General features: G+C 44.4%; 17 protein-coding genes. All 17 read left to right on the top strand.

Annotated elements, in window-relative coordinates:
• Window positions 1-8 precede the first annotated feature (8 nt).
• The 17 genes from AC1RJ8_RS06330 (at window position 9) to AC1RJ8_RS06250 (ending at window position 13,614) form a co-directional block, all read left to right on the top strand.
• Window positions 9-365: a hypothetical protein gene (locus AC1RJ8_RS06330; RefSeq protein WP_492953116.1), complete on the top strand. Its 357-nt coding sequence runs from the start codon at window positions 9-11 to the stop codon at window positions 363-365.
• On the top strand, window positions 362-679 hold the full coding sequence (locus AC1RJ8_RS06325) for a hypothetical protein (protein ID WP_492953117.1): 318 nt from the start codon (window positions 362-364) through the stop codon (window positions 677-679). The genes AC1RJ8_RS06330 and AC1RJ8_RS06325 overlap by 4 nt, the downstream gene beginning before the upstream one ends.
• A 2-nt stretch (window positions 680-681) precedes the next feature.
• The gene (locus tag AC1RJ8_RS06320; RefSeq protein ID WP_492953118.1) at window positions 682-978 is read left to right on the top strand and encodes a DUF4134 family protein; all 297 of its coding nucleotides are present in this window, start codon (window positions 682-684) and stop codon (window positions 976-978) included.
• A 68-nt stretch (window positions 979-1,046) separates the two neighbouring features.
• Window positions 1,047-1,355, top strand: a complete 309-nt coding sequence (locus tag AC1RJ8_RS06315) for a DUF4134 domain-containing protein (RefSeq protein ID WP_492953119.1) — start codon at window positions 1,047-1,049, stop codon at window positions 1,353-1,355.
• Window positions 1,356-1,357: 2 nt separating this feature from the next.
• Complete coding sequence (locus tag AC1RJ8_RS06310; RefSeq protein WP_492953120.1) at window positions 1,358-1,666, top strand: plasmid transfer protein; 309 nt, start codon at window positions 1,358-1,360, stop codon at window positions 1,664-1,666.
• The gene (locus tag AC1RJ8_RS06305) at window positions 1,644-4,097 is read left to right on the top strand and encodes a TraG family conjugative transposon ATPase (protein WP_492953121.1); all 2,454 of its coding nucleotides are present in this window, start codon (window positions 1,644-1,646) and stop codon (window positions 4,095-4,097) included. The genes AC1RJ8_RS06310 and AC1RJ8_RS06305 overlap by 23 nt, the downstream gene beginning before the upstream one ends.
• Window positions 4,098-4,141: 44 nt before the next feature.
• Complete coding sequence (locus AC1RJ8_RS06300) at window positions 4,142-4,789, top strand: hypothetical protein (protein WP_492953122.1); 648 nt, start codon at window positions 4,142-4,144, stop codon at window positions 4,787-4,789.
• The gene (locus tag AC1RJ8_RS06295) at window positions 4,786-5,451 is read left to right on the top strand and encodes a hypothetical protein (protein ID WP_492953123.1); all 666 of its coding nucleotides are present in this window, start codon (window positions 4,786-4,788) and stop codon (window positions 5,449-5,451) included. The genes AC1RJ8_RS06300 and AC1RJ8_RS06295 overlap by 4 nt, the downstream gene beginning before the upstream one ends.
• Complete coding sequence (locus tag AC1RJ8_RS06290; RefSeq protein WP_492953124.1) at window positions 5,448-6,119, top strand: hypothetical protein; 672 nt, start codon at window positions 5,448-5,450, stop codon at window positions 6,117-6,119. The genes AC1RJ8_RS06295 and AC1RJ8_RS06290 overlap by 4 nt, the downstream gene beginning before the upstream one ends.
• 5 nt (window positions 6,120-6,124) lie before the next feature.
• Window positions 6,125-6,904: a hypothetical protein gene (locus AC1RJ8_RS06285; RefSeq protein ID WP_492953125.1), complete on the top strand. Its 780-nt coding sequence runs from the start codon at window positions 6,125-6,127 to the stop codon at window positions 6,902-6,904.
• 12 nt (window positions 6,905-6,916) lie between these two features.
• Entirely contained in the window at window positions 6,917-8,062 is a 1,146-nt protein-coding gene (locus AC1RJ8_RS06280) for a TraJ family protein (RefSeq protein ID WP_492953126.1), read from the top strand.
• A gap of 17 nt (window positions 8,063-8,079) precedes the next feature.
• On the top strand, window positions 8,080-8,694 hold the full coding sequence (gene traK / locus AC1RJ8_RS06275; RefSeq protein ID WP_492953127.1) for a conjugative transposon protein TraK: 615 nt from the start codon (window positions 8,080-8,082) through the stop codon (window positions 8,692-8,694).
• Window positions 8,695-8,815: 121 nt separating this feature from the next.
• Window positions 8,816-9,100 (top strand): hypothetical protein, encoded by a 285-nt coding sequence (locus AC1RJ8_RS06270; RefSeq protein WP_492953128.1) that lies wholly within the window; start codon window positions 8,816-8,818, stop codon window positions 9,098-9,100.
• 10 nt (window positions 9,101-9,110) lie between these two features.
• Window positions 9,111-10,301: a conjugative transposon protein TraM gene (gene traM, locus AC1RJ8_RS06265; protein ID WP_492953129.1), complete on the top strand. Its 1,191-nt coding sequence runs from the start codon at window positions 9,111-9,113 to the stop codon at window positions 10,299-10,301.
• A gap of 7 nt (window positions 10,302-10,308) precedes the next feature.
• On the top strand, window positions 10,309-11,148 hold the full coding sequence (gene traN, locus AC1RJ8_RS06260) for a conjugative transposon protein TraN (RefSeq protein ID WP_492953130.1): 840 nt from the start codon (window positions 10,309-10,311) through the stop codon (window positions 11,146-11,148).
• A gap of 11 nt (window positions 11,149-11,159) precedes the next feature.
• Window positions 11,160-13,118, top strand: a complete 1,959-nt coding sequence (locus tag AC1RJ8_RS06255) for a type IV secretory system conjugative DNA transfer family protein (protein ID WP_492953131.1) — start codon at window positions 11,160-11,162, stop codon at window positions 13,116-13,118.
• Entirely contained in the window at window positions 13,090-13,614 is a 525-nt protein-coding gene (locus tag AC1RJ8_RS06250) for a M23 family metallopeptidase (protein WP_492953132.1), read from the top strand. Before AC1RJ8_RS06255 ends, AC1RJ8_RS06250 begins: the two co-directional genes overlap by 29 nt.
• Window positions 13,615-13,644: the final 30 nt, after the last annotated feature.

The raw sequence follows: 13,644 nt of genomic DNA, 5'->3' as shown, positions 1-13,644 counted from the left end.
AGCAGTTTATGAAAGTTGAGATCAAAACACTTGCCGATGAAATCAGAAAAAGCATCAGGCCGCCTGAAATTATGCCTACGAATAAAGACCCTGTTGCGGGTGCTAAAGGTGCGGGCAAAGAGGGGAAAGGGATCAGGAAGGAGCTGGAGATCATCAAGCTGATCAGGGCGTTTGACTGTTCCGGTAATACCCATATGTTGCATCCCAGACTGAACAAGAGGACGGTGCAGCTGCTCAACAGGCTAAAGCTGGCTTCGGGACTGGATATGAACAGGGTAATTGCTTTTGCCTTGCACAGTCTTTTTGAGCAGCATCCGGAGATCAAAAAATTTATTAAAACATCATTAGAAAATTTTGAACTATGAGCTGGATACAATTCCTATCCTGGATGCTGTGCATCTATGTGTTTTATTATTCAGGGCTTATTGCTTTCGATCTGTCAAGGAACAAGAAGCTGACCAATACGGAAATCGGAGATGAGACTACTGTGGTCATTGATCTTCCCGAGCCTGAAAAGGTATCGCTCAAAGAGATCGAAGATGAAGAGATTGATTATTTCCTGGATGATGAGGAACTGGAAGAATCTCCGATCGTATTTTCCGGAGGGGTTTCCATCAAAGAACTTTTTGCCCTGGCGCGTTCCGAATCTATAGAGTACACATCTTCGGTATCCTTCTAGCGATGAAAGCAAGATGTTTGATGTTCATGGTCATCTGTATGCTGACCTGGACGGGAGTAGGCGCCCAGCCCGGAATCGCAGAAATGGGAGAAGCGAGGAGCTTTATCAGGGAGTCGTTTTTTTCCATGAGGGACCTCTCATTCGTGTTGGCCGCGCTCATCTCGATCATTGGTGCAGTCCATGTATACCACAAGATGCAGATGGGCAAAGATGTGAGTGCGGATATCCCGGCATGGTTCTTTTCCGCGCTGTTCATTATCGTCATCCATGTCGTAATGGTGCACATCTTCGGACTCTGAGCCGAAGTAGTTCTGACCGCTAATGGCGGTTTTTTTATTTCTTAACCATTCAATTAATTCCCAATCAAATGAAAAAGATCAAAAATTTAAGGTTTATTATTTTTTTATATCTGTGTACGATCAACGGATATGGTATGGCGCAGAGTGGGGTGAACGGCCTGAACACCGCTACCAGCACGCTCAAGACCTATGTAGATCCGGCGACCAATATTGCCCTTGTGATCGGTGGACTGGTCGGCATCGTAGGTGGTATACGTGTGTATTCCAAGTGGAACAGCGGTGATCAGGATATCAACAAGGAGCTGATGGGCTGGGGAGGGTCGTGTCTTTTTCTCGTTCTTTCTTCCCTTATAGTTAAAGCTTTTTTCGGGCTGTAATAATGGAAAGGCTTTTTCCGGTCTACAGGGGGCTACAGCGGCCACTCACTTATAAAGGTTTTAAGGGACGTTTTATTTATTGGGGCCTTGGTGTATTGTTGCTCTCGCTGGTCACCGGTGCACTGGCCATGGCTCTTATCAATATGTATGTGGGGGCGGTATTTATGCTTACGCTGCTCATAGGCGGTTTTTTCTACATCGGGATCTGCCAGAAAAAAGGCCTGCACAGCAAGACCCGTTTAAATGGGATTTATCTCCAGACAAACCATCTTTCAAAAATCAATCTTTATGGTAAGACAAAAAGAATTTAGGGTGCCCTATCTGGGTATTGATATTGGTGCGGAACTCGATATTTTATATGGGCTCAACGGGGAGTTTTCTGTGCTGATCGATATTACCAATCCCGTGCTCAGGTTTAGTGGCGATCCTAAGGCTTATAATAATTTTCATGAGCTCTTTGTCAACCTCGCCCGGGTCATCGGGGAAGGCCACGTGATCCAGAAGCAGGATATTATCTATAAGGCTGAATATCAATATCAGGTAGCCGGTGAATATCTGCAGGACAGTTATAACAGGCACTTTGAAGGAAGGCCATATGTAAAACTCAGGACGGTCCTGACCATTACCAGGCAGGTGAAAAAAGGAGCATTTTTTGTGCACGATAAAAAGTCGCTGGCTGAATTTAAGATCACCGTTGCCAAGGTTATCGGGATGCTGGGCAATTCTGGAATGGAACCACGGGTACTAAGGGAAAGAGAAATCAACCTATTTATCGTGAGGATTATGTCCATGCAGTTCGGTGAGGAAAGCGTTTCATTGGACAATTATCATCCTACGGATACCGAAGTAAATATCGGAGCACGTTCTTTCCGCTGCGTACCGCTGATCAATATCGATCAGGTCGATCTGCCTGCGATGCTACCGACGTTTGGAAAGCTATCCGATAAAGAAAGCCTTAAGGGATTTCCTACGGATATCCTTTCATTTCTTTTTAAAGTGCCGGATTGTTCCGCTATTCTGTACAATCAGATTCTCGAAATCCCTTCGCAGACCATGACCGTACGGCAGATGGAGCTTAAGCGGAAACGGCACAGTGGGATACCCGACCCTGCGAATAATCTCTGTGTGGAGGATATTTCTTTATTACTGGATGAAGTGGCCAGGGACGGCAGGTTACTGATCAATGCACATTTTAATATCATCGTGTGCGCAGAAAAACCTTTGCTGAACGGGGCCTATAACTATATAGAAAGCGCGCTGTTCCGTGCCGGGATCATTCCGAGCAGGAATGCCTATAACCAACTGGAGCTATTTAGGACGGCGCTGCCTGGGAATGCAACCGAACTGCGGAAGTATGACTGGTTCCTGACTACTGCCGAGGCCGCGATATGTCTTTTTTTCAAAGAGAGCCTTCCCAGGGATGAGCAATCAGGATTTCTTGTCCGTTTTACCGACAGGATGGGTATACCGATAGCGATGGACCCAGCGGATCTGCCGATGTCTACAGGAAGGATCACCAACCGGAATAAATTCGTTCTTGGTCCCTCTGGTACCGGTAAATCCTTTCTCATGAATTCCCTGCTAGAACAGTATCTATTATACAATATGGATACAGTGATCATTGACACAGGTCATTCCTATTCAGGGCTGTGCCAGTATGCCGGCGGCAGGTATATCACTTATAGCGATAATAGTCCCATAACGATGAATCCTTTTGCCATTAGCGAGGAAGAGTACAACATCGAAAAGAAGGAATTCATCCTGGTTCTGATCCTCGTCTGTTTAAAGGGCCCGCAAGGTGATGTCAGCCAACTGGAAAAGGACGTAATCTCTGAAGTGGTTACTTCCTATTATGCCAAATGGTTTTCTCAGGGGGAAGCCTCAGGGATCAAAAAGCTCAATTTTGATTCTTTTTATGCTTATGCAATGGAAAAGATCCCGCTGATCATGAAAGAGGATAACGTGCCTTTTGATTTTGATGGCTTCCGCTTCATCCTGCGCAAGTTCTGCCGCGGTGGCGAATTTGGGACCGTACTTAACGAGGATGCAGATAAATCCCTGTTAAATGAGCGGCTGATCGTGTTTGAAATTGACAGTATTAAAGAGAATGCCTTGCTTTTTGCGATCGTCACGCTCAATATAATGGATATTTTCATCCAGAAAATGAGATACCGTAATTTTCAGCGGAAATCATTGGTCATCGAAGAAGCATGGAAAGCGATCTCATCGCCCTTGATGGTAGGTTTTCTAGTCTACGTTGATAAAACGGTCAGAAAGTTTTGGGGGGAGCTGATACTGGTGACCCAGGATCTTGCAGATGTGGTAGGGAATGCGATAGTAAAAGATACGATTATAAGCAGTTCGGATACGGTGATACTGCTCGATCAGGCCAAATTCCGGGATAATTACGATGAGATTGCAGCAATGCTCTCTATTTCCATGAGTGAAAGGAACAAGATTTTTAGTGTTAATCAGCTGGACAACCATGAGGGCCGAAGCCCTTTCAAGGAAGTATATATCAGAAGGGGGGGCGTTGGAGAAGTTTATGGTGTAGAGGCTTCGCTTCCCCAATACCTGACCTATACAACCGAGAAACCTGAAAAACTGGCCGTGGAAAACTATCTTTCAAGGTTCGGTTCCTATACTGATGCGCTCGAAGCTTTTATCGGTGATTTAAAAGGTTCTGGACTTTCCCTCGGGGATTTCGTTAAACAGGTCAATTCGTCCGCGTCTGGGCAATAAAGAAATATTTTTTAAAAAAACTGATGATCATGAAAGCTTTATTAATGATTTGTTGTGCACTGTTATGCGGTGGCATAAAGGCACAGACCCTGTATGTCGATCCGGTTACCTCAGCAGCTATTGCAGGCCACTCTGGTATTATTAACCGGCAACTGGACCGAACGAATAATAACCTTAGCCTGATCTCAAGGGGACAGCTATTGGTAACTGGTCAATTGGTTGTCGTGAATGATATGCAGGACAGGATATATCGGGGGCTGACCGAGGTATCGGCAATACTCAACAACCTGATGTCTGTTAAGGAGATTACCGATATCGGTCTCGATATCGTTTCTGATGTAGAAAAGGCTGTGGAACTTGGGAAGTCCAATCCGGTGCTGTTACTCTTTGCAGAGCACAATGCCCGAGAGTTTAGATCAAGGGCGGTGAGGCTGGGTTCAGAGGTTGGGGCTTTTGTCCTCAAGGGCGGCAGGGATAACCTGATGGATGCTGGCGAACGCTCGAAATTGCTGAACCATATCGCTGCTGAAATGCGTATCCTCCGGGGGACTTCTTATGGAATGCACCGGGCAATGTATTGGGCAAAGATGCGGGGGATTTTCGCTTCGCTCAATCCCTGGTTTGGCTGGGTCAATATGGATGTCCGTATCGCAAACGATATTTTATCTGGGGCTAAATACTTAAAGAGATGAAGGGGCTGGTTCTACTTTTGGCTTTTGTTCTGTGTTTGCACGCAGCGCGAGCCCAGCAAAAAGCGCTCAACATTCCGGCAATCCATCAGCTTGTTTCGGATTCCAAAAGTGAGCATGAGCGGCAGTCGGTGGCGAGGGACAGGCAGGCGGTCAATACGGTTAACGAACAGGCGAACAGAACATTGCTGGCAAAGTTTAAAAACAGTTACCGGGAATTGCAGTCTCGTTTCGGTATTGTCGGTACCGCAATCGATGCGCTGAATATCGGAAGTCAGGCAGTGCCAATGGTCAGCCAGATCACGCGAGACCAACATAGGTTATATGAACTGACTGGGAAAAATCCTTACCTGTTGCCGTTGGTACTCCAGAGCGAGATTGATCTGTTGGAGAGATCCCGTGACCTGGTCTATTATCTAGCTGGGCTTACCGCCAGTCTTGGTGCGGTGAATCAGATGAAAGCTTCAGACAGGCGGATATTGTTTGACCATGTGCTCACAGAGCTGTCCGTTTTGAGGAATCTGGCAGCCGCCCTGGTTCGGAACCTTGAATATGGAAGCCTTTCGGCTATGATCAAAAATGCCAATCCCTTTTCCCAGTATATAGATATTGATCGGGCAATCGTAAAGGATATTCTTGAAAACGCTAAATACCTGAAAAAATGAAACTGATATTTTATGTGATGTTTTTTTGCATGTGTCCGTTTTTCCTCCTGGCACAACGGGTAGTTTTTGATGCCAGGCACCTGGCCACTGTAAATGAAAATGCGTTGGTGAGAAATGCAGCAGAGCTCAGCCATAACGAACTGCTGGGCAAGATCAATAAATCACTGGACAATATCAATCTAAATACTTCCAGTATTGTTCTGGCCCAAAGCATGATCTATTCCTCGCTGTCCAATGTAAATTCAGCGCTTAAAAATGGGATGGCTTTACGCGATATGTATGCAGTATGTGAAGATATTATCGGTTATGGCAGGGAAATGGGAAAACTCGGTCTGAATGAACCTTATCTGTTACTGTTCAGTGAGCAGATCGTCAAGGACATTACAAGGCGGAGTGCCCAGATGATGACCGAAATATCAGGCTTTGTGCTCAAAGAAGGTCAGGATATTCTGATGGACTATAACAGTAGGGATAAATTGCTGACAGGGATCAGGGCTGATCTTCAGATCATACGTGGCTTGGCTTATGGCGCGTGGAAAGCAATGTATTGGGCAAAAGTGAGGGGAGTAATCAAGTTGTTCAACCCATTTCAAGGTTTTATCAACCGTGACGTACAGATCGTATCTGATATTATTACCAAAACGAGGTATTTAAAGAAACAACAATAAAGCACATGAAGAATTTATTATTTATAAGTATGATGCTGCTGTGTATAATTACTACAGCGCAGGCACAAAAACAGATCAGGGATGAAAGTATTGTCAACCAGCAGGAACGCATGGTGTTTAAACAGTGGGACAGAAAAAAGTTTACGCCCACTTCCGGCTTTCTGGGCCTTAATCCATATTACTGGTTGACCTGGGGCCTTCATCCCAACTATCCCAAAACAGATCTGCGTCCATTGGGGCCGGCAGGTACTCAGACCCAACGCCTGGGCGCAGTGACAGGAATGCAGCAAACAGATAAAAATTATGAGCTGCAGTCTGATACATTGGCGCAGACTTCGCTTTTACAGATTTCTGGAATGTCCGGTGTGCTTTCTGCCACAGATCCCTTATGGATACTGTATTATTCCCGGCAGCTTAAAGGCGTAACGGATTTTGATCCCGGGCGAGCGCTTGCGGCTGTTCCCCAGATTGCAAGGGAGCAGGTTATTGCTGACGGTAGCTTAGACTGGTACACCCGTGAGATCGCTATCCTTTCGGAAAGACTGGAAGCGGCGCGGACAACAATTCTGGAAAGGGGAGCGAGGATTTTATCCTATCACAGGCTGCTTGCGGAATACCGAAAGATATCGGCAATATGGGCAGATAAGGTGATTGCGGCTGCCCGTGAACCTGCAAGGGTCAAGGTAAGGCAGGAGCTGAGCAGTGAGGAAATGAAGATAGATGGCTGGACACCGGAATCAGATGTCAGGACGGCAAAAGAAATCCTTAACAAACGGAAATTTTAAACTAAAAAGGAAATGAAAAAGATTCTATTGTTGTGCTTGGTCATGCTGACCGCTGGTTTAGCATTTGGGCAGACCACTGATTACCGCAGGTCCTTTGAGTTCCTGCAGGGAAACGGAGTATATGAAGAGGGGGTGATGGTGATCCTAAGAGGATTAAAGGATTCAATATGGACTCATTTTGATATGTTCATTGCCGATGCCAAGGCTTTGGCGGCGATTTTTATGATCATCTTTTTTGCGATCAAATCCTACGAGATGATAGCTGGGGATAAAAAACTGGAAATTATGCCCTTGTTAAGGCCTTTTAGTCTGGTTATGATCATACTATGGTGGGGTGCATTTGTTAAGATGGTCGCTTTTCCAACGGACCTTGTAGCCGCCAGGACAGAAACGATGTTCAATAGTGAGCAGGCAGAGGTTAATTCGCTTAGGCTTACCCGCGCCGATTATATGCAGAAGGTCGCCAATTCCCTTTACAGTTTTCAGGCGGAAACTGAAATGGCGGAAAAGGAGTCTGATACCTGGATGGGAAGGGCCTGGGATTCGGTAACCAGCACGGTCAAGGAGGGAATGTCAACTGTGGTCAGTCCTGTGATAGAACTGAAGAACCGTCTGAAGATCGGCATGCAGCTACTGCTGACCCAATTGCTGGAATTACTTGGGATCTGGATTCTGAGACTCGCAACCTATGTGATTTTTATGATCCAGATTATCTATTCCACCATCCTGATCATCTTGGGACCCTTTGCTGTCGCTGTTAGTATACTGCCGGCTTTCCGAGATTCCTTAAGCACCTGGATAGCGCGTTTTGTATCGGTCAATCTTTATCTGGGGATTGCCTATCTGATCATGTATCTGGTGGCGCTGTTACAGAAATATGCCATGACCACTGAGATCAGTAGGTATAAAGAACTTATCGGTGAAAATGGAGAAGCTGCCAATCTGGAGAAAATGGCCTGGTTTGCAGGCAACGGCATTCTTTCCTTTGGAACGGTAATCGTGAGCTTTCTGATTGGTGCCATCTGTATGTTTACTGTGCCGAGTATTTCCACCTGGATTATATCCACATCAGGTATCAGTTCAGCTGCCTCCAATTTTGGCCGTGGATCTCAGACCGTTATCGGTATAGCCAAAAAAGCTACCGGTAAATTCTTTTAAACCTAAATCCAATTTTTATGATCATTAAAAATATTGAGTCCAAGATACGTTTGGCTACCATTGTTTCTATTGGCAGTCTGGTCTGTGCCTTTCTGATCTCTATTTCGACTGGTTTTTTTGCTTATAAGCAAATAGAGATTGCCAGGCGCAGTATTTACATTTTTGAAAACAATGTTCCTGTGTTGGCCAGACAGACCGACGAGCAACTGATCCGGCCAGCAGTATACCGCGGGCATGTGGAGCTTTTTCATTCACTTTTCTTTTCCCTTACCCCAGATGACAGGTATATCGATTATCAGATGAAAAAAGCGATGTACCTGATCGATGAATCGGGGATGCAGCAATACCTGAACCTAAAGGAAAAAGGATATTTCAGTTCTATACTTTCCAGTAGTTCAGTGCTGACCCTTCAGACCGATTCAATCTATATCGATGTCAAAAAGAGATATTTCCGCTATTATGGAAAGCAACGGATTGAGCGCAGAAGCTCTATTGTTACCCGTTCAATGATTACAGAAGGTTACTTAAGGGATATTCCGAAAAGCGATAACAACTTGTACGGGGTACTGATCATTTCCTGGAAAACACTTGAAAATAAAGATATCGAAAATGTTCAGAAAAATCCGATCTAACAGGGCACCTGACAGGACGGTTCCTGTCGAGCTCTACCATGAATTCCGGCCTTATCTGATTCTGATATGCAGACGGATAGTGCGGCTATTAAAAGCATATCCTAGACAGGTATTTACGCTGATGGTTACACTGGTCGTTTTTTCTGGAGTGTTTTCATTTGGCATATTTCCCTTGCAGGATAAAAAAGAAATAAAGGCGGTCGTTTTTAGTAATCGGGAAAAGAGTAGTAAACCGTCTTATTCCATTAATGATGGGTTATCCCGGATCAGTACAACAGGGGCAAAACTTAGGAAAACGCTGGAGATCAGAAAACAGGTAGATTCGGTGTTGGACAGGGAAACACTGAACAGCGCTGATTCTGCTTTTCTGGAAGCTAAACTAGAGGAGCTTAGAAAGCTCCGTTAACCATATTGTTATGAAAATAGACTTTAAAAATCCACGGTATGTTATTCCACTCATTGCCGTTCCCTTTCTATGCCTTTTCTTTTTTGTGTACCGGCAGAGCACATCGAAAAAACAGATAGTAAGGGCTGAGAAGGATATCAGCGGAAACCTTGCAGAAATATCGGACCAGGTCCGTGAGCGAGGACTTTCCGATAAGCTGGAAGCCTATAAGAACAGTTATAAGGAGGCTGATGGCTACTCAGCAATCAAAACTGTCGGGGAGGAAGGCTTGCCACAAGTGGCGATGGCCAGTTCTTATTCTGACCGGGAGAAACACAGACTTGATTCCATTGAAGAATCTATCAAAAGGCAGGCCTACGTGGATATGCCGCAGATTAGGAAACCTTTATCTCCATATTCTCGGACCGAAAGCAGTATTGGCAATAGGCCGGAAGACCGGGCTGTGGCACAGGCACTGGCAAGCCTGGCGGAGGCAAGAAGCAGAGAAAAGCCACCATCTATTGGTACGACGAAAGAAACTGACCCCATGGATCTGTTTAAAAGGCAAATGGCCTATATGGATAGCATGCAGAAAGTTAATGACCCTGCTTATATAGACCTGCAGCAGGAAAAAAAGACAAAGGCAGAGGAGCTTATCCGGGAAGAGAAAGTTCTTCCTGTTTCCAGAAAAGCTGCGGTTCAATCTGAATTTAATACCCTTTTAGCAGATGAAAGCAGGGAGATGATTACCGCGATCATCGACGAAGATGTTACCGGATACTCAGGATCAAGGATCAGGCTTAGGTTGCTTGAGCAGGTTTATGCAGGGAAACTGCAGTTGCCAAAAGGAACATCCATGTATGCCAGGATCAGTGGGTTTTCCGAACAGCGGGTCCAGTTAGAGATCAGTTCTGTTCTTTGTGCAGGTAAAATTCTGCCCATAAAACTTTTAGTCTATGACACGGACGGCCTACCTGGATTATATGTTCCCGCCTCTGCTTTTAGGGAGTTTTCTAAGGGCCTTGGCTCAAGCCCTGTCCAGGGATTCAATACGATGGGAAGTGCACAGACCCAGAATGAATTTGTGATGAGTACTGTTGACCGGCTGTTCCAGTCATCTTCTGCTGCCATTGCCAATATGGTCAGGAAAAACAGGGCAAAATTAAAATACAACAATCAAGTGTTCCTTGTTGATCCCCAGGATCTTCAGGGCCAAAAATAAAAACGATATGAAAAATATAATTTTAGCAGCCATTTTAGTTCTTAATATGGTAGGGAACCTTTTTGCGCAAGTTTCGGCTAATACAGTTGGATCTTCTTCAGAGATCCCAAAGATTTTTATCAAGCGTTCCCTTACGCTGCATTTTCTTGCTCCGGAGAGGATTACATATGTGGATATTCCCAAAGGACTCGTTGGCGATCTGCCGGATAAAAACCTGCTGAGGGTTAAAATTCCTGATTCCGCCAAAATCAAAGATGCGTTTATGGGCGTACTCACCATCCTTGGGGAAAAACGGATCAAACAGTATGCGGTGTTCTGTGATGACAGGCCGGAAACTGCTTTCAGTCCGCTGATTGATATTGGTATTGGTGGGATGAGGGCAATTGAACCGAAAGCTTCATCGATATCAAGTACTGAACTTGACAGCATTTCAAGGTTAATGCTGGAACATAGACCATTGCATACGGATGTAAGGAAAAGCAAAAATGGAATCCGTGCGATGTTAAATGGCATTGGTACACTTGGAGAATATATTCTGCTGGATATCGGTTTTGATAATACGACTCATATCCCTTACGAGATAGATGGATTAAGGTTCCGTATTGAAGATCAGAAACAACATAAAGCAACAACTGTGCAGTCATTGGAGATTCTTCCGATATCAAGCCTACAAAATATCCAGGTCTTTGAAAAAAGGTACAGGAATATTTTTGTGCTTCGAAAGCTGACCTTCCCGGATCATAAACTGCTCAAGGTAGAACTTTCCGAAAAGCAGATCTCAGGACGTTCAATTACTTTCGATATCCGCTATTCAGATATCCTTAAGGCTAAAAAGATTATCATGTAAATGAGATTCCTATGGAAGAGACAAGGGAAATCCAGAAACTCCACGGTTTTCTGCAGTGTCTGATCTACTTTGCAATCGCGCTGGAGATAAGTGTTTTTGTCTATCTGGGGGCACCATTCTGGGGTATCTTCAATATAGGGTTGGTAAAGATCAAAACAATCATCATATACGAAGAACCGATTTATAGCAAGCTTTCTGTGCTGTTGTTGATCTGCCTGGTCAGCATTGGAACATTATCAAAAAAGCAGTTGGACTTTGATCCAAAGACTAAAGTAGTTTATCCCTTGAGCCTTGGTCTGCTCCTTTATTTTGGAAGCCTATTTTTTTATGGCAAACCAGGCCGGTTTTTGTTTGCATATACCACTGTGATGGATCTGACCTATATGGTATTTTCCCTAATTGGGGCTATACTGATCAGTATTTCTATGGACAATGTTTCTAAGATCATCAGATCAGAACTGGGCAAGGATAAATGGAATGTTGAAGCGGAAAGTTTTATGCAGCAGGTCAAAAAAATAGAAAATCCTTATTCGGTAAATATCCCGATGCTTTTCTATTATAAACGGAAAGTGCGGAAGGGTTGGATAAACCTTATCAATCCTTTCCGCGCAACAATTTTGATCGGGACCCCAGGTTCGGGAAAGTCTTTTTCGGTTGTAAACCCCTTTATCAGGCAGCTGATTGCGAAGTCTTTTGCAGTCTGTCTGTATGATTTTAAGTTTCCAGATCTTGGCAAGGTTGCCTACTATCATTTCAGGAAATCTAAGGCTGAAGGAAAACTGAAAGCGTTTAGTTTTCATGTAATCAACCTGAATCAGGTGGAAAAAAGCAGAAGGATCAATCCTTTAAGATCTGACTATATCAAAACACTGGCTGACGCATCGGAAACTGCTGAAGCATTGGTAGAAGCGCTTAAAAAGGGTGATAAAGCCAGTGGTAGTGACGCTTTTTTTACCCAATCGGCCATCAATTTTCTGGCCTCTTGTATTTATTTTATGAGCAGGTACAATAGGGGCGTGTTTTCGACTCTTCCGCATATACTCTCTTTCCTTAATAGGTCATATGATGAGATATTTTCTGTACTCTTCACTGAGCCAGAACTGGTTTCCTTGCTGTCACCCTTCCGCTCAGCTTTTATGGCCAAGGCTTTTGATCAGCTTGAGGGGCAGATCGGCACACTGAAAATCTTTATCAGTAGGATGGCAACTGTCGAAACATTCTGGGTGTTTTCAGGGGATGATTTCAACCTGAAAATTTCTGATCCATCCTCACCTGGATTATTGGTGCTGGCTAATGATCCCAATACCCAGAACATTAATTCTGCCTGTTATTCTGTAGTATTGAACCGCCTTACCAGGTTGATCAATTCAAAGGGAAATCTTCCATCTGCACTGATATTGGATGAAGTTCCAACACTTTTTGTCCACAGGATCGAGAATCTGATTGCAACCGCAAGATCTAACAAAGTAGCCATATTGATGGGGCTGCAGGAGCTTCCGCAGTTTAAGCAGCAATATGGTAAAGATACGGCTACTACCATTACTTCTGTTGTGGGTAATGTGCTCTCGGGATCGGTGAGGAACAAAGAAACCTTAGAATGGCTGGAAAGGATCTTCGGTAAATCAAAACAGATCGGGGAGAGTATTTCTATCGATAGGAGCAAAGTATCCAAATCGATCAGTGAAAAGCTGGAAGTACTGATTCCTGCAGGAAAGATCGCTTCACTTGGAGCAGGTGAGCTTGTAGGCATATTTGCCACTGATGCGGATGATAAATTTACCGGTCAATATGAGTCCTCAGCGATAAACTGCAAGATTAACCTGGATTTAAAAGAAATTAAGAAGGAGGAAGAAGGATATGTGGAGCTGCCTGATTTTTACGACTTCGGAGGAAAAAAAGAGGAAATCCTCAGGAGGAATTTTTTACGGATCAATCAGGAAATTGAAATGTTGGTGGCTGGTTTTATGTAGTGCTTTATTGATCAGGGCTAACGGGTATGGGGCGGACCTGGATACTGTTTCTTCTATAAACTGGTACGCAGCACTCCCACTTAAAGTATTTAAATTGAATTCAACTTACGGCATCAGAACCCATCCGGTTACCGGAGCGCGGCATTCTTTTCACAAGGGGATAGATATAGCAGGCAAAAATGAGGTTGTTGTTTCTGTATTGCCCGGAATAGTTGATAACGTGGGCTATACCCCCATAATGGGTAATTATATTGTGGTGAGGTATGGCAGCTATACGGTTTACTATGCTCACCTTTCTAAAATCTATACCTCAGCTGGTCAGGTCCTGCAGACCGGGGATCCAATAGGCGTTACCGGATCAACGGGAAGGACGACGGGCGAACATCTGCACCTTTCTGTCCTTCGCAGAAGGCTGAGTGTTAACCCACTTTATTTTCTTTTGATAATCCTATCCACGTCTGGAGACGAACTTAAACGCTATTTGTACGGTGGATAAGAGAACAAACACTTTCTGCCAAAATTTTAA

This window comes from Pedobacter sp. GW822-FHT03F06 (genome assembly GCF_058801365.1).
Note: the sequence above shows the minus strand (reverse complement) of the source record. Positions and strands in the feature narration are given on the sequence as shown.